Annotated in this window: 16 protein-coding genes; 4 read left to right on the plus strand and 12 right to left on the minus strand. The window is 68.6% G+C overall.

The window, feature by feature from the left end; translation table 11 throughout:
• Positions 1–12 precede the first annotated feature (12 nt).
• The 4 genes from ACIBEJ_RS21480 to ACIBEJ_RS21495 are packed head-to-tail and all read right to left on the minus strand — an operon-like array spanning position 13 to position 2,955.
• A complete protein-coding gene (locus ACIBEJ_RS21480; protein WP_397184533.1) occupies positions 13–1,257 on the minus strand; it encodes an MBL fold metallo-hydrolase in 1,245 nt (414 codons plus the stop codon).
• Positions 1,254–1,844: an SDR family oxidoreductase gene (locus ACIBEJ_RS21485; protein ID WP_397184534.1), complete on the minus strand. Its 591-nt coding sequence runs from the start codon at positions 1,842–1,844 to the stop codon at positions 1,254–1,256. The genes ACIBEJ_RS21480 and ACIBEJ_RS21485 overlap by 4 nt, the downstream gene beginning before the upstream one ends.
• Before the next feature lie 20 nt (positions 1,845–1,864).
• Positions 1,865–2,530: an SDR family NAD(P)-dependent oxidoreductase gene (locus ACIBEJ_RS21490; protein WP_397184535.1), complete on the minus strand. Its 666-nt coding sequence runs from the start codon at positions 2,528–2,530 to the stop codon at positions 1,865–1,867.
• Positions 2,527–2,955, minus strand: coding sequence for a nuclear transport factor 2 family protein (locus ACIBEJ_RS21495; protein ID WP_397185274.1), 429 nt, complete (start codon positions 2,953–2,955; stop codon positions 2,527–2,529). The genes ACIBEJ_RS21490 and ACIBEJ_RS21495 overlap by 4 nt, the downstream gene beginning before the upstream one ends.
• Positions 2,956–3,037: 82 nt before the next feature.
• Here ACIBEJ_RS21495 and ACIBEJ_RS21500 point away from each other — a divergent pair, with 82 nt between their 5' ends.
• On the plus strand, positions 3,038–3,916 hold the full coding sequence (locus tag ACIBEJ_RS21500) for a LysR family transcriptional regulator (RefSeq protein ID WP_397184536.1): 879 nt from the start codon (positions 3,038–3,040) through the stop codon (positions 3,914–3,916).
• Here the strand turns inward: ACIBEJ_RS21500 and ACIBEJ_RS21505 are convergent.
• Entirely contained in the window at positions 3,913–4,164 is a 252-nt protein-coding gene (locus ACIBEJ_RS21505) for a hypothetical protein (protein WP_397184537.1), read from the minus strand. The two genes, ACIBEJ_RS21500 and ACIBEJ_RS21505, sit on opposite strands and share 4 nt — an antisense overlap.
• An 89-nt stretch (positions 4,165–4,253) precedes the next feature.
• Between ACIBEJ_RS21505 and ACIBEJ_RS21510 the strand changes: the two genes are divergently transcribed.
• A complete protein-coding gene (locus ACIBEJ_RS21510) occupies positions 4,254–4,655 on the plus strand; it encodes an ASCH domain-containing protein (RefSeq protein ID WP_397184538.1) in 402 nt (133 codons plus the stop codon).
• On the opposite strand, the gene ACIBEJ_RS21515 is transcribed toward ACIBEJ_RS21510, so the two are convergent.
• On the minus strand, positions 4,642–5,121 hold the full coding sequence (locus ACIBEJ_RS21515) for a GntR family transcriptional regulator (protein WP_397184539.1): 480 nt from the start codon (positions 5,119–5,121) through the stop codon (positions 4,642–4,644). The two genes, ACIBEJ_RS21510 and ACIBEJ_RS21515, sit on opposite strands and share 14 nt — an antisense overlap.
• 396 nt (positions 5,122–5,517) lie before the next feature.
• Positions 5,518–6,024 (minus strand): GntR family transcriptional regulator, encoded by a 507-nt coding sequence (locus ACIBEJ_RS21520; RefSeq protein ID WP_397184540.1) that lies wholly within the window; start codon positions 6,022–6,024, stop codon positions 5,518–5,520.
• A gap of 1,400 nt (positions 6,025–7,424) precedes the next feature.
• Between ACIBEJ_RS21520 and ACIBEJ_RS21525 the strand changes: the two genes are divergently transcribed.
• Together ACIBEJ_RS21525 and ACIBEJ_RS21530 are read left to right on the plus strand one after the other, a co-directional pair.
• The gene (locus ACIBEJ_RS21525; RefSeq protein WP_397184541.1) at positions 7,425–7,958 is read left to right on the plus strand and encodes a hypothetical protein; all 534 of its coding nucleotides are present in this window, start codon (positions 7,425–7,427) and stop codon (positions 7,956–7,958) included.
• A 142-nt stretch (positions 7,959–8,100) separates the two neighbouring features.
• On the plus strand, positions 8,101–8,334 hold the full coding sequence (locus ACIBEJ_RS21530) for a tetratricopeptide repeat protein (protein ID WP_397184542.1): 234 nt from the start codon (positions 8,101–8,103) through the stop codon (positions 8,332–8,334).
• A 338-nt stretch (positions 8,335–8,672) separates the two neighbouring features.
• Here the strand turns inward: ACIBEJ_RS21530 and ACIBEJ_RS21535 are convergent, their stop codons facing one another.
• The 5 genes from ACIBEJ_RS21535 to ACIBEJ_RS21555 all read right to left on the minus strand — a co-directional run bounded on the left by ACIBEJ_RS21535 (position 8,673) and on the right by ACIBEJ_RS21555 (position 14,692).
• Entirely contained in the window at positions 8,673–10,112 is a 1,440-nt protein-coding gene (locus ACIBEJ_RS21535; RefSeq protein ID WP_397184543.1) for a peroxidase family protein, read from the minus strand.
• A 751-nt stretch (positions 10,113–10,863) separates the two neighbouring features.
• Complete coding sequence (locus tag ACIBEJ_RS21540) at positions 10,864–11,796, minus strand: BTAD domain-containing putative transcriptional regulator (RefSeq protein WP_397184544.1); 933 nt, start codon at positions 11,794–11,796, stop codon at positions 10,864–10,866.
• Between the two features lie 24 nt (positions 11,797–11,820).
• Positions 11,821–13,023, minus strand: a complete 1,203-nt coding sequence (locus ACIBEJ_RS21545; protein WP_397184545.1) for a ketosynthase chain-length factor — start codon at positions 13,021–13,023, stop codon at positions 11,821–11,823.
• Positions 13,020–14,282, minus strand: coding sequence for a beta-ketoacyl-[acyl-carrier-protein] synthase family protein (locus tag ACIBEJ_RS21550; RefSeq protein WP_397184546.1), 1,263 nt, complete (start codon positions 14,280–14,282; stop codon positions 13,020–13,022). The genes ACIBEJ_RS21545 and ACIBEJ_RS21550 overlap by 4 nt, the downstream gene beginning before the upstream one ends.
• Positions 14,279–14,692: a cupin domain-containing protein gene (locus tag ACIBEJ_RS21555; protein ID WP_397184547.1), complete on the minus strand. Its 414-nt coding sequence runs from the start codon at positions 14,690–14,692 to the stop codon at positions 14,279–14,281. The genes ACIBEJ_RS21550 and ACIBEJ_RS21555 overlap by 4 nt, the downstream gene beginning before the upstream one ends.
• Positions 14,693–14,723 lie beyond the last annotated feature (31 nt).

Here is a 14,723-nt window from a genome sequence, read left to right on the forward strand (position 1 = left end):
GGAGCTCCTTGATCAGTCGGCGTAGGTCAGTTCGGCTTTGGTGATGGACGAGCCGTTCACCGTGAAGGCGTAGTAGGCGGCGAAACCGCCCTGGCCGCCGGGGGCGAAGCGGACCAGCAGGCGCTGGTAGCCGGGGCGGTTCTCGGCGATTCGGGTGACGGTGAGCCTGCCGCCGATCACCTCGGCCTGGGCCCAGGCGCGGATCGCGGGGCGGCCGGCGAAGCGCCGTCCGACGTCGACGAGTTCCGCCTCGGGGGCGAACGTCTGGGCCAGCGCGTCGAGGTTTCCGTCGTTGACCGCGCTCACGTAGGCCCGCACGGGTGCCAGCAGTCCGTCCGCGCAGGCGGGGTTCTCGGCGGACAGTTCGCGGGCGACGGCCTTGATGTTCTCCTGCACGATGGTGGGCAGGTCGGCGACCGGAGGGTGGCCGGGGTAGGCGCGCTCCAGTTCCTCGATGATCGACTTCTGCTCGCCCGGGGCGACCGTCCTGCCCTCGGGGGAGTCGGGGGCGGTGGCGGGCCGTACCAGATCGCGGAAACGACGCAGGTACGTGCGCTGCCCGTCGATCAGGGCGCGGGCCGGGCCTGCGGCGCCGTGGCCGGGGTGGATCGTCCCGGCCCGGGGGAAACGCCGGTCAAGCTGGTCGAGGGCCTGGAGCCAGCCGCAACTGGTGCCCTCCAGCAGGGCGGGCGTGACCTTGGCGGTCGCCAGGTCGCCCGCGTACAGGTCACCGGTGTCCGGGCGGTAGTAGACGGTCGCGGTGTCGGACTCGCCGTGGGCGAACGTGGCGGTCTCGAAGCTGAGCCCGCCGACCCGCAGCGGCGCGTTGTCGTCGAAGGTCCTGTCGGCGTAGGTGACCTGGGCGGGGAAGTCGGCGTTGGCGGAACGGGCCAAGGGGTAGAAACCCCGCTTGTCCTCCCGCATCGCCGCGTCGGTCGCCTTCGAGGCGTAGATGAGCGCCTCGGGGTACGCCGCGTCGAAGGCGCCCGCGCCACCTACATGGTCGGGATGCGAGTGGGTGAGCAGGATGGCGGCCACCGGCTCGCCGGTCTTCTTGATCTCGGCCACCGCCTCGCGGGCGTCGCCCGGAGTGCGCAGCGTGTCGATGACGACCAGGCCCTCGGGGCCCTGGATCCAGTACGTGTTGACCGATCCGGGGTTGGGCGAGGCGAAGCCGCCCGTAGCGTCGGGGGTGGAGCAGCCGGTCACCGCCACGATCACGCAGGCGGCGAGCGTGCGCCGCATGGTCGCGTTCACGGCGTGCCGAGGTGGGTCTGGGCCCACTGATCGAAGGTGCGGGGGTCGTGGCCGGTGACCTCGCGGACCGTCGGGCGGACGACGGACTCGTCCAGCGTGCCGGTCACGTAGAAGTCGAAGAACGCGTCCACGTACTCGGCGGGCATGGTGGCTAGCAGTTCGGCGCGCGCCTCCTCGTTCGTCAGCCCGACGAAGGTCAGATCGCGGCCGAGCACCCTGGCCAGCCCGGACGCCCGCACGGCGGACTCGGACGCGGCCATGTAGCGGGTGACCGCGTTGGTCAGGTCGCCGCTCCCGGCCGACCCGCCGGACAGCAGCACCACCTGCTCGACGCCGGTACGGCGGGCCTCGGCCAGCAACTCCGGCAGGTTCTCGTACCCGGGAAGCAGGAACATCGCGCGCACCCCGCGCCGCGCATCGGTCATGCTCTCCGGCCGGTTGAGGTCGCCGGTGACCGTCTCGACGCCGTCCAGACGGGGTACGGCGCGCGGAGCCCGTACCAGAGCACGGACCGGTTCATCGGCCGCGACCAGAGCACGGACCACTTCGGCGCCGACGTTGCCCGTCGCGCCCGTTACCAAGATCATTTATCGGTCCTTCACAGGGATCACCAGGGGAGGGGGCGGCCGTCGCGGAAGAATCCGCCGGTCGGGCCGTTGTCGGGCAGGGTGGCCGCCCAGACGACTCCGGCCGCGCCCGCCGAGACCGGACGGCCGCCCCGCCCGCCCATGTCGGTCGCGACCCAGCCGGGGCAGATCGCGTTCACCAGCACGCCGTCGGCGCGCAGCTCGGCCGCGAGCATGCGGGTCAGGGCGTTGAGCGCCACCTTGGTGGTGTTGTACGCGGGCGTGCCGCCGCCCATGTTGGTGAGGGAGGCGGCCTCGCTGGAGACGTTGACGATCCGGGGGTGCGCGCTCTCGCGCAGCAGCGGCAGCAACGCCTGGGTCAGCCGCCACGGGCCGTAGAGGTTCGTCTCGGCCGCCTCGCGGACTACGCCGAGATCGGCGTCCGCGGCGCCCTGCCACGTGTCGTAGGCGATGGCGGCGTTGTTGACCAGGACGTCCAGCCGGCCGTACCGCTCGGCGACAGTGGCCGCCACCTGCGCGATGTCCGCGGCGGAGGTGACGTCGAGACGCAGCGGGACGATGTCACCGCCGAGCTCCTCGGCGATCGGCGACCGGGAGCCGAGCAGGACCGTGTGGCCCAGCTCCGCCAACTGCCGGCAGACCTCCCGGCCGATGCCTCGGTTGCCGCCGGTCACGAGGGCGATCATCCGGCTGCCGGCGCCAGCAGGTCCTTGTTGCCGTCGGCCCAGGTGGCGGTCATCACCACCCCGCTGATCTTCCAGCCGCCACCTGACCGGACCAGGTCGAAGCGGTACGTGCCGCCCAGCGTCCAGAGCGGCGAGCCGTGCGGGTTGGCGAGCCGGTGCGTGGCCTGGAACGACGCCGTGCAGACCGCGGTGCCGTCCTCGACGGTCACCAGGTGGTTCGTGATCAGGTGCTGTGTCGCGTCGAACGCGCCCAGCAGGCCCGACCACGCCTCGACGATCTGGGCGGGCGTCAGCGTGGCGGGCTCACCGCCGTTCAGGCTCGTGTAGTCCAGGGTCACGGAGTCCGCGAACACCTCGGCCAGGCGGTTCCACTCGCGCTGGTCGGAGTGCCAGGCCATACGGGTGCAGGTCTCGATGATCGCCAGACGATCCTCAGGTGCTCATGAGGGGCAATGATGGAACGGACCTTCCTCGCAGGTCCAATAGCTGCTGTAATAGTCAACGGCTATGGATGCTCACCTGCGAGACCTGAGATATTTCGTCGCCGTGGCGGAGGAGCTGAGCTTCACCCGCGCGGCCGAGCGCCTCTACATCGCGCAGCCGACGCTCAGTAAGCAGATACGCCAGCTCGAAGACCTGATGCGGGTGAAGCTGTTCGACCGCAACCGGCGTGCGGTATCCCTCACGGAGCCGGGCGAGGCGCTGCTTCCGGTCGCCCGCGAACTGCTCCAGCGGTGGGACGAGGCCCAGCGCGCCGTCGGCGACGCCGCCGCCGCGCAGACCTCGCGCCTGACCGTGGGCATGTCCACCAGCGTCGGCCGCGGCCTGCTGGCGGCGATCAGGGAACGGTTCACCACCCGCCGTCCCGGCTGCGAACTGCGGATTCGCCAGGTCAACTGGTCCGACGCCACCGCGGGACTGGCCGAGGGCGAGGTGGACGCGGCGTTCGTCTGGCTGCCGATACCCGGTCAGGACGATCTCAACGTCCAGGTCGTCGCCCGCGAGCCGCGCTGGGTGGCCTTCCGTGAGGGGCATCGGCTGGCCGTACGGGACGAGGTCGGATTCGCCGAACTCCTGGACGACGCGTTTCTTGCCCTGCCGGAGAGCGCGGGACCGCTGCGCGACCACTGGCTGGCGACCGACGAACGCGGCGGGCGGGCGCCGGTGGTCTGCTCGACCGTGACGAACGCCGAGGAGACCTTCGCGGCGCTGGAGAGCACCGACGCCGTCGTCCTGCTCGCCTCGGGCAACGCCGAGATCTACCGGCGGCCGGGGATCAGGGCGATCCCGGTTACGGGGCTGTCGCCGTGCGAGCTGGCGCTGGCCTGGCGTCCCGGCGATCACCGCACCGCCATCCGCGACCTGATCGACGCCCTGTCCCCCTAGACGGTGCAGCCCGTGGCTTCCAGGTGAGAGGCCAGGGGGTAGAAGGTGGCGTTTCGGCAGGTGTAGGTGCCGGCGTCGCCGTACCAGATGATCACCGTGACGTCCCGCAGCCCGTTGCCCGCGCAGTTCTCCGCGCTCACCCACCCCTGGCTGAACTCGCCCGTCACGCAGATGTACCCGCTCGCCGCCTGGGTGCTCGGCGCGGCCAGCATGGCCGCGCCGAGCACCGCGATGCACCATCCGACCATGCCCAGACGGTACGGCGGCGCGCCCACCCATCCGAGAGGCAGCCATCACCAGCACCAGTGCGTTCCTCACACCTATGCTGAGTCCCACTATGTGGGGAAGAATCGACGGCCTCAGAGTGCTGGACCTCGGCACCCCCGGCCCGCTGCGCGCCGAACTCAACGGCCTGGTCCTGTCCGGCGCCAAGACCGCCACGGCCGGGCTCCTGGAGTCCGACTACCGCGCCGAGGGCGAGGACCTGGAGCACGTCGGCGAACACCTGGTCCTGGTCGACGACGCCGGCGCCCGAGTGGGCGAGGTGGCCGTGACCTCCGTCGAAGTGGTGCCGTTCGCCGCCGTGACCTGGGAGTTCGCGCAGGCGGAAGGCGAAGGCTTCCGCTCGCTTGAGCACTGGCGCGATGCCCACCGCCGCTACTGGGCAGACGAGGGACAGCAGGTGGCAGACGACACAGAAGTCGTCTGCCTGTACCTGCGTGTAGTCACCGCTTCTTAGGCCAGTCGTCCTCAGGCGACACGAAACTGCCCCGAGCCGGGACGGTGTAGATCCAGCCCTCCTCTCGCAGCAACGCCATGGCCCGCCTGACCGTCTCCCGCGCCACGTCGTACTGCTGCTGGATGGTCGACTCCGGCGGGACCGGCCTGCGCGGCTGAAGCTGTCCTGAGGTGATCCGCTCCCGAAGGTCGTGCGCGATCTGCCGATAGAGCGGCATCTTCCGTACGGCCCGCGGTGCGTCCTCCGGCGACCCGACGAACGTGCCCTCGCCTTGGACCGTGTAGATCAGACCTTCCTCGCGCAGCATGTGAATCGCCCGCCGCGCCGTGGTCCTGGCCACCCCGAACTCCTGCTGGATCTCGGCCTCACTCGGCATCGGCTGCCCGGCGGTGAGCTCCGCGGCGCGGTTGCGCAGGGCTTCCGCGATCTGGATGTAGACGTGCGTGTCACCGTCGTAGTCGATCACATCCGCAAGATAGACGAACGGGTACGAGGTCCCTCATAACGCTCCTACTAAATAGACGGGTCGCTCGTTCTGTTAGACGGAGCGATACAACTAGACGTATTCTCTGGGTGTGCCGGAACCGCAGTGCATGTCACCTCATCCGGCTCCCGCGCAGCCTTGGGCGCGGAAGATCGACTGGGACGTCGCGGTCCCTCGGGCGGAGCGGGTGCGGGTCAAGGCGCATACCTGCTGCTGCCGGAGGGTGTACTACGAGCTTTGCCAGGGTGGTGGGTTGCGGTTCATACGGCGGTATACGAGAGAGAGGAAGCAGGTGTTCGTGCATGAGTCGACGTGGCTTCCTGCGGCGCAGACGGATCAGATGTGGATGCACCTACTCTGCGGGGAGGCGCGATGACCCTAGCGATCCTCGTTGATCGGCCACTTGTCAGGGTGGGCGACGTAGGTGCCTCGATAAGGGACGGTGAACACCCAGCCCTGCTCGCGCAGCAATGAGACTGATTGGCGGGCCGTGACCTTGGCCACGCCGTACAGCTGCATCATGTCCTTCTCACCGGGGATGGCTCGGTTCGGCGCGATGTCACCGCGCTGGATGCGCTTGGCCATCGCCTCCGCGATCTTCTGGTAGATCGGCATCTTGCGAGGTCGACGCGGTACGCCCGGCTCGCCGACGAAGGTGCCTTCGCCCTGGATCGTATAAACCATGCCCTGCTCACGAAGCTCCCGGGCGACGCGTCTCGCTGTGGTCCGGGCGATGTTGTAGTCGCTTTCGAGCTGGGCCTCGCTCGGCACTGGTGCGCCGGCTGGAAGCTCGCCACTCTGGATCTTCTTGAGAATCTCGTCGGCGACCTGCTTATAGATCGGCACGGGTCCGTGTCGGTCGAGCGCGCTCGGATCGTTGGACATATACGCACGCTAGTGCGTCTGGATACGTCTGCCTAGACCAATGGATACGTCTAATCACATGTTGCTGTCATTGGCTGCGGCGCGGGGTCACGGGTGACGTCGACCATTCGAGCAAAGCGCCTCACAGTTTCGGGTGGGTAGCAGTTGGACCTCACTGACGCGCCGGATCCGTTCATCCCCTGGGTTCTGGTGCACCATGGCCGGGTTTGCCGGCCTATGGGTGGTCGCGGGCGGTGCTCCGCTACAGGGGACACCGCCCGCGCCCGCCGAAGGTTGTTGGTCCATACGGAGTGTGCTGACGTGATGCCTGCAAGGTGAGCGGGTTGGATCTTTCTTGTCCAGCGCCGGGACCTCGATTCCCCTTGGGGTTCCGGTGCGCCGTAGGTGGTCGCGGGCGGTGTCTTTGCGCGGGGGCATCGCCCGCGGCTGCCGAAGCTGTCGGTCTATGCGGAGTTCGCTGATGTGAAGCGGGTCGCTCGTTGGGAGTTGGATCTTTCTTGTGCGCTGGAACCCCGCATTCCCCTTGGGGTTCTGGTGCGTCATGGGTTGGGGTTTGCGACCCATGGGTGGTCGCGGATGGCGTCCGGCCGCAGGGACGCCATCTGCGACCGCCGATGAATGACTTGTCGAAGTGTTCCCGCGGGGCGACTCCACCGAAAGGGCCCCGCGGGGACGCGGGCCGTCGTTGAGCCTGCTTGATGTGACGCGTCTGGAGACCTTCATGGGCTCGGCGCGCACCGTGGGCCCATCGTGGCCCACGGGCAGTCGTGGGCGAGCTACCTGGCCCGGTGCCGCCCGCGACTGCCGCTGACATCCCCGGTCATTCGGCCTGGTGGAGTTGGTCGTGGCGGGTTTCCGGCAGCGCATCGCTGCCCATCTAAGGCTCTCGGGCAGGGGACTTACACCAAGTCCTACACCTCACTGCCCGAGGCAGATCTGCCGTGTGTGCGTCCCAGCGCGCAGTGGGACGCGCACTCGGCGGTTCGCTTTGGTGCGTGGCCTCTGCTGCGGTAGCCACGCCGCCGCATGGCGCCATGGCGCCGTCGACTGGCGTGGCCTCGGCCCCCTCCCTGCGCGTCCGGGGCCACGCCTTTCTTATGCCTCCGGGCTCGGTTTTTCCGGGGAGGTCGCCGAGACCGGTTCGCGCGCGGGATGCCGCCTGCTGCCCGCGCCGGGACCCCGTGGGCTGGACCGGGACGCGGCCCACGGGGTTTCACGTATACGAGACCGGGGGTCACGAACGCCACCGGGCGCATCCGGGTCCGGCACCTTGGACGTGCTCACCTGAGAAGCTTCCATCACTTCGAGTCCCATGCGACGGACCCGGACGGCAGTGTTGAAGCATGTCGAGGTCTCAGCCTCCGCACGGTGGTGCCTGGCGCCGGGGGACGCGTATCGCCTTGATCGTGCTGCCGGTCGGGTTGCTGATGACAGGCATGGTTGGACTGCTGGCCGATCCGTTGCACCTATCCGCGTCTCTTCTGTCGGCGCTGGATCAGCGGGCCAGCGTGATCAGCATGTTCATCGGCGCGGCCGGGCTGGCCGTCTCGGTGATCGCGCTACTGCATCGAGGTGAGGGTGAAGGGCGGGCGCTTCCCCGGAGTAGGGACCATCGCCGTGGGATTCACGGAGAGGTCGAGGCCGGCGCTTGGCCCACTGCGGCGCACACCTTGCCGGCCGATGTCGCCTTGTTCACCGGGCGCCGCACCGAGATGGACGAGGTGCTCGGGGCGAATGCCAGCGTGTTCGGGATCGACGGGATGGCCGGGGTGGGCAAGACCGCTTTCGCCCAACATGCTGCACACCAACTCGCTCCCCGCTTCCCCGACGGGCAACTGTTCGTACGTCTTCATGGCCACACTCCCGGCCAACTCCCAGTCGACCCCGCCGATGCCCTTTCCACGCTGCCGCCCGTGAGGCGGATCTTCATATGACGCAGGGCGTTCCTGCCAGCATGCCGGAAGTGGACGCCGTTCGGCCGGCGGGGCTGCCGGACGTTGGCACCAGGCCCTGCATCTGCATCGCGTCGCCCTGGAGACGGCACGCAGCGTCAGCGATCCCCTCGCCGAGGCCGACGTGCTCAACGACCTGGGCGTCCTTCAGAGCTGGAACGGCGACCACCGGGAGGCCACCAAGACCTTGTCACAGGCGAGGGACCTTTACCGAGCCTTTGGCAACCTGCTTGGCGAGGCGAATGCGCTCACCTATCTTGGCTCTCTCCAAGGGCGCGCGGACCATCTCGAGGTGGCGATGGCAAGTCTCACTCGGGCCCTTGAACTGCACCGCGCCACCGGCAACCACGTCGGGTAGGCCCTGCGCTCAATGACCTGGGAGCCGCCCAGCAACTGACCGGATACCTGCTTGCGGTGGGTACCAACCTTGCCCGTGCGCTGGAGTTGTATCGAGTCCTTGGCAACGGCGCCGGCCAGGCCGAGGCGCTCACCGTTCTAGGGTTACCAGCCGCAGCCTTGGCGCGCCGGAGACGAGCTCTCGCAATCCGGCGGTTTTCATACCGCGGCTGGTGACCATGCGTCGGGTGTGTGACTGGGTTCGGTTGGTCAAGGCGACGCGGCTATGGATGGCGGCCGCTGCATCACCTACGCCGTAGGCGCGTCAGGGGTTCCGGTATCCCGCGCCTTGCCGGATCGCTACTGGTTGCGGGTGGTTGGGTCTACTTCGGCGTAGGTGAGGAGGTCGACCATGCGGAAGTCGCCCGGGGTACGGCTGGGCAGGAACGGGCGCCAGTTGGGGGCGTTGCGGTGGTAGCCCTGGGAGTCCAGTTGGAGGAGGCCGATGAAGACTTCGGCGATCAGGCGGGCGCCTACTCCGGCCAGGGATTGGCCGTTGGCCAGGGTTTCGGCCTCTTTCAGGACGTAGTACCAGAGGGGGGCTTGGGTTTCTATGCCTATGTTGAAGGTGGCGAGTTCTGCGGTGCTGATGGGGGCTATGCCCATCGTCTGGGCCAGGCGCTGGCCGGATGGTAGGGACCAGGTCAGGTGGCGTAGCAGGTTGCGGGTTGCCAGGGAGGTTGGGGGGTCGCCGCTGGTGATGGTTTGCAGGGGGAGGTTGAACAGCGGGGTGGAGAGTTTGGTGTCGATGCGTTTGTTGGGCTTGACCTCGCCGTCGCCGAAGTCGAAGAAGGTCTGCCAGCCTATGAAGCGGCGGCGGGCCCTGGCGCCGCCGCGCAGGTCTACCGGGTCGGCCTGGCCTTCGGCGATCGGGTCGAAGATGAAGCCGAAGAACGGCTGGTCGCCGGGGTCGCCCTTCATGTTCGCGCGGTAGGAGGGGCGGATCATGCTGTGGCCCATGCGGTAGGCGATCTGGAACTCCACCGGGATGAACGCGGTCGATGGGCGGTAGAACTGGCGGCCGTTCCGCAGGATGTGGGTGATCAGGGGCTGGCCGACCAACTGGGGGAGGAACTCGTGCAGGATGATCCAGTGGTAGTGCCACAGGACGTTGAGGCGGGCGGTGCCGAAGGTGTTGGGGAGGCCCTGGGCACGGACTCGGTCTACCACCTTGTTGTGGAATTTCATGAAGGCCGCGTGTAGGCCGGCGATCATCAGGTTCTCGTCGTTGCGTTCGTCGGAGATGATCGCGGATCCGTCGCTTCGGCGTGGGAGGTCCTCGAACGCGCCGCCGTTCTCGATCCGGAACTTGGCTCGGTCGCTGGGGGAGTAGAGGTGGGGGCTGACGTCGGGGCCGCCGCCGTACACCGAGTCGAGGTCGAACTGCGGGGTGCGGGTGTTGGGGGAGTCCTCCGGGCGCTTTGGTACGCCCAGCGGGGAGAGCCGGTCGAACGTCATGTCGTGGTCGAGGAACTGGCCCAGGAAGGTGGTGCCGGCGGTCTGGGTGGGGTTGTCCAGGTTGTTGGGGCTGAGCTCCGGCTCGGTGATCAGGCGCCTCGGGCCGAACTCCAACGGGTCCTTGGCGTCCATGAAGCCGCCCGGTCTGCCCATCTCCATCAGGCCGGCTCGCACGGTGTCGGTGGCGGGGGCGAACGCCGGGAGTTGGAAGATACGCCCGAAGCTGTTGGCCAGCACGCCGCTGGACTCGGCTCTGGCCGAGGCGGCTATGGCGGCGTCCATGTCGACCATGGCTATAGCCGTTGCGCCTACGCTGCCTAAGAATGCTCGCCGGCTGACCTTGTCTGGTGTATCGCGCGTGTCTCGCCTCACGGGGCTCATGCGCCACCTCCTTTGCCGCGCAGTCTGCGGCTATGGAGATCGGGTCACAACGGCCCCAGGGGGTTCTCGGCGACGCGAGGGGGAGGTCGTGATTTTATATGCTCGTTTAAAATAGTATAGCGACTGTGGTGAAAGTGTAGTCGCCGATGTGAGCTGAGGTGGGCCTCGGTTCTGCGGCGGGAAGGGGGCAGGTGCGCCGCTCCGATGGGCGAGATCGCGGGAGGAGAGCGCTCGGCCGGGCATGGTGGCGGGGCGCGGGGGTGAGGGGGACGGGCGCGCGCGGGCGAGAGAAATGTGCGGGGCGAGGGAAGGTGTGCGGCCCCGGCGGAGACGCGGGCGGCGGGTCGCGGGGGCGCGCGTGGGGCGGGGAGTGCTCGGCCGGGCGACGTCGCGGGGTGCGCGTGGGGCGGGGGCGCGGGCGTGGAGGCGCGCGGGGGAGGGGTATGCGGGCGCAGGGCACACGGGGGAGGGGGTGGTGGGGGTGCTTGGGGTGTGAGGGTGGCGCTGGGCGCGGGCCGCGGTGGGGGGTGCGGGGGCGCTGCGCGGGGGTTGCCGAATGTTGCCTGACAACTCTTGCTCGGAGCCAGCGGGTGGTCCCGGGTGGTTCTGTTCAGTTGTGGTCGTGCGAGGGGGCGCTCGGGCCGGCCAACGGCTAGGCTTTCAGCCGAGACACCCGAACCGGCTGGTTGGACAGCACCTCGTGCTGCAGGCGCTGAAGCTGGGTCGAGGGTTCGAGGCCCAGTTCCGTGTGCAATGTCGAGCGAATCTCTTGGTAGGCGAGCAACGCGTCACTTCGCCGTCCGGCATGATTCAACGCGGAAATCAGCTGCTCATGCAACCATTCATTGAATGGGTACTCAGCTATCAGCTCGCGCAGCTCCCCGATGAGTTCCACGTGGCGGCCCAATTGACTGTCCGCTTGGATACGAAGTTCGATCGCGCGTAGGCGTTGTTCCATTAGACTCTGCGTGTGCGTCGCCAGAATGGTGCCCTGCGGTACATTCGCCAGCGGTAAGTCGGTCCACAAATTCAGCGCTTGGTGCAATATCGGCGCCGCCTCTGCCGCGCGGCCCTGCTCCAGATGTGTGCGGCCCTGGGTGACCAGTGCCTCGAAGGTGTCCGCGTCCAGCGCCCCGGCGGGGAGCCTGAGCATGTACCCGGGCCACTTCGTGACGAGGAGCTCCTCGTCGGTGCCTGAGCGGTCTCGGTCGATGAGCTTCCTTACCTGGTAGATGTACGTCTGTGTGGTCGTGACCGCGGTCCTCGCGGGGTTGTCGCCCCACAGCTCCTCGACCAGGGTCTCGATGGGGACGACGCGGTTGGCGCGCAGAAGCAGGAGCGCCAGCACGCGTAGGACTTTGGGCGGTGTGGGTGTGCATACACGGCCGTTTTCAAGGACTTCCAGTGCCCCCAGAACTTTGAACTCCAGCATTTTACCTACCCCGTTGAATGCGGATCGAAGCGCATGGAGACGGGCGGAGGCAAGCCGCCGCCCATCTTCGATTTGCATGGGAGTTGACTCAGAATAAGCAGACCTGGCAAGGAATGGCAACGGTCCAATGTCTGGTTGCGCCGTCAATTCCATGTTGGTATTGTCTGCTCCCCCTATTCACTTGGTGAGCACGAGGGCGGCGTTGAAGCCGCCGAATCCGCGGGCGACCACCAAGGCTGTGCGCAGGGTGCGCTCGCGGGGCCGGCCGAGGACGAGGTCGAGACCCAGAGAGTGCACGGGGTCTGTCGTTCCCACTGTCGGCGGGATCACACCATCACGCATGCTCAGCAGAGCCGTGGCGACATCCAGGGCCGCGCCCCCGGCGTAAAGGCGTCCGGTCATGGTTTTGGGCGCAGTAACCGGGACTTTGTGGGGACCGAAAACCGCGTTCAGAGCTTCCGCTTCGGCCCGGTCCGCGGCGGGCAGGCCCATGGCGTCGGCGAACACCACGTCGATGTCTTCGGGGCCGAGGTCCGCGTCCGCCAGGGCTCGCCTGATGGCGTTGACGAGGGTCGGCGGACGGTCCCGCTCCGGGGGAGGGTCGAATGTCGCCGCATATCCCGATATATAGCCATAAACCGGCGTACGCGATCCGTCGATGCGCTCGACGGTGAACATCGCGCCGCCCTCCCCGGGCACGTAACCGCAAGCCTTCTCGTCAAATGGAACATAAGCCCGCGAAGCATCAGAATGCGTGCTCAATCCTCCGCTGGACAACTGCGCCACCAGACCGTACGGGCACAGGGAGGCGTCGGTCCCCCCGACCAGCGCCAGCCGGGCCCCCGAGCGCAGCATCCGCCGCGCCTGCCCGACCGCGTCCAGCCCGCCCGCCTGCTCGGTGGCGATCGCCGCGCACGGCCCGCGCATCCCGTTGCGGATGGAGATCTGTCCCGTGGAGGCCGCGTAGAACCAGGCGATCGACTGGTACGCCCCGACGTGGTCGGGTCCCTTGCCCCAGAGCCCGGTCATCTCCTTCTGCCCGAACTCCGTCCCGCCCGACGAACTGGCGGTCACGACGGTCATCTCGTACTCGGGCAGGTCGGCCGGCCGTACCCCCGCGTCGGAGAGGGCGCGGTCGGCGGCCACCAGGCCCATGTGGGTCCAGTGGTCGGTCTGGGTGGTGATGCGGCTGGGCAGCAGCTCGCGTGCGGTGAACCCGCGCACCTCGCCGGCCAGCCGCGCCGGGTAGGAGGCGGGGTCGAAGCGGGTGATGGGGCCGATGCCGCTGCGGCCGTCGAGCGTAGCCGCCCAGTAGTCCTCAGTGGTGGTGCCGTTCGGCGCGATCACGCCGATGCCGGTGACGCCGAGGCGTTCCCTCACGAATCTCCCTTCTCGTGCTTGGCCAGCACCATGGCGGTCTGGAACCCCCCGAACCCGCTGCCGACACTCAGCACCACGTCGGTCCTGTGATCGCGGGCCGTCAGCGGCACGTAGTCGAGGTCGCATTCCGGGTCGGGGTGGTGCAGGTTCGCCGTGGGCGGGACGATCTGGTGCTCGATCGCCAGGGCGGAGGCGGCGACCTCGATCGCGCCGATCGCCCCGAGCGAGTGTCCGACCATGGATTTGATCGAGCTGACCGGCACTTCGTAGGCGTGCTGCCCGAGGCTGCGCTTGAAGGCGGCGGTCTCGTGGCGGTCGTTCTGCTTGGTCCCCGAGCCGTGGGCGTTGATGTAGTCCACGTCGGTGGGGTCGAGCCTGGCCTCGCCGAGGGCGACGGTGATGGCCTCGGCCATCTCCCTGCCGTCGGGCTTGAGGCCGGTCATGTGGAAGGCGTTGCTGCGCGCGGCGTATCCGGCCACCTCGGCGTAGATGTGCGCGCCGCGCGCCCGTGCGGCTTCGAGCTCTTCCAGCACGAGTACGGCCGCGCCCTCCCCGAGAACGAACCCGCTGCGCGTGCGGTCGAACGGCCGGGAGGCGGCGGCGGGATCGCTGGTGTCGGCGGTGGTGGCCTTGATGGCGTCGAAGCACGCCACGGTGATCGGTGAGACGGGGGCGTCGGTGGCTCCGGCGATCGCCACGTCCACCGTGCCCTCGGCGACGAGCTGCGCGCCGTACCCGACGGCGTCGAGCCCTGAGGTGCACCCGTTGGAGACGAGCTGCACGGGACCCTCCGCCCCAGTCTCCCAGGCGACCTCGACGGCCAGCGTGCTCGGCACCATGTGACCGTAGAGGTGGGGCACGCCGTACTCGTGGTCGAGCAGCCAGCGCTTGCCGGCGTCGCTGAGCACGACGTACTCCTCCTCCAGGCTGACCGTGCAGCCGACGGCGCTGCCCAGGCTGACCCCGATCCGGCCGGGGTCCACCTCGGGCAGGCCGCTGTCGGCCAGTGCCTCTCGGGCGCTGACGACGGCGAACTGCGCGGCGCGGTCCATCCTGCGCACCTGGCGGGCGGTGAGCCCCGCGGCGGCGGGGTCGAAGTCGACCTCCGCCGCCAGCGGCGAGCGGAAGGCCCCGGCGTCGAAGGACTGGATGAGGCGGGTGGCCGAGCGGCCGGCGGTGAGCATCTCCCAGGTGGCCTTGGTGCCCACACCTCCAGGTGTGACCATGCCGATCCCGGTGATCACGACCCGGCGTCTCACAGCCGCGCCCCGCCGACCTGAGGGGAGGACTCGTGGGCGTGGGGCGGCTCCTCGGTGTCGACGTGGCCGAGCTCCGGGCGGGGCGCGAGCGGGCTGAGGTGGAAGACGGCCTCGCCCTCCTCGGCTCCGGTGTTGACGAGCCGGTGCCTGGCGCCGATGGGCACCATGAGGCCGTCGCCGGGACCGAGCTCGACCGTCTCGTCCTCCACGCGCATGGTGAGCGTGCCGCGGACGACGTAAAGGAACTCCTCGGAGTGGGGGTGGTAGTGCTCGGCGACGTACTCGCCGGGCGCGAGCCTGAGCACCCCCATGAAGCCCGAGGTGCTCCGCACGGTCTTCGGGCTGAGCAGGACCCGGATGTCGCCGCCTCTGCGCCGGTTGGGAACGACATCACTAGCGGTGATCTTCATGTCCGCAACCCTGCCAAAGCCCGTTGGTGCG

Source organism: Nonomuraea sp. NPDC050790, from assembly GCF_044456745.1.
Classification (GTDB): Bacteria; Actinomycetota; Actinomycetes; order Streptosporangiales; family Streptosporangiaceae; genus Nonomuraea.

Excerpts from the sequence above, each read along its gene's own strand:
- ACIBEJ_RS21490 (WP_397184535.1), bottom strand. The coding sequence starts at position 2,530 with ATGATCGCCCTCGTGACCGGCGGCAACCGAGGCATCGGCCGGGAGGTC.
- ACIBEJ_RS21485 (WP_397184534.1), bottom strand. The coding sequence starts at position 1,844 with ATGATCTTGGTAACGGGCGCGACGGGCAACGTCGGCGCCGAAGTGGTC.
- ACIBEJ_RS21535 (WP_397184543.1), bottom strand. The coding sequence starts at position 10,112 with ATGGACGCCGCCATAGCCGCCTCGGCCAGAGCCGAGTCCAGCGGCGTG.
- ACIBEJ_RS21510 (WP_397184538.1), top strand. The coding sequence starts at position 4,254 with ATGTGGGGAAGAATCGACGGCCTCAGAGTGCTGGACCTCGGCACCCCC.
- ACIBEJ_RS21540 (WP_397184544.1), bottom strand. The coding sequence starts at position 11,796 with ATGGAATTGACGGCGCAACCAGACATTGGACCGTTGCCATTCCTTGCC.
- ACIBEJ_RS21555 (WP_397184547.1), bottom strand. The coding sequence starts at position 14,692 with ATGAAGATCACCGCTAGTGATGTCGTTCCCAACCGGCGCAGAGGCGGC.
- ACIBEJ_RS21505 (WP_397184537.1), bottom strand. The coding sequence starts at position 4,164 with ATGGTCGGATGGTGCATCGCGGTGCTCGGCGCGGCCATGCTGGCCGCG.
- ACIBEJ_RS21520 (WP_397184540.1), bottom strand. The coding sequence starts at position 6,024 with ATGTCCAACGATCCGAGCGCGCTCGACCGACACGGACCCGTGCCGATC.
- ACIBEJ_RS21500 (WP_397184536.1), top strand. The coding sequence starts at position 3,038 with ATGGATGCTCACCTGCGAGACCTGAGATATTTCGTCGCCGTGGCGGAG.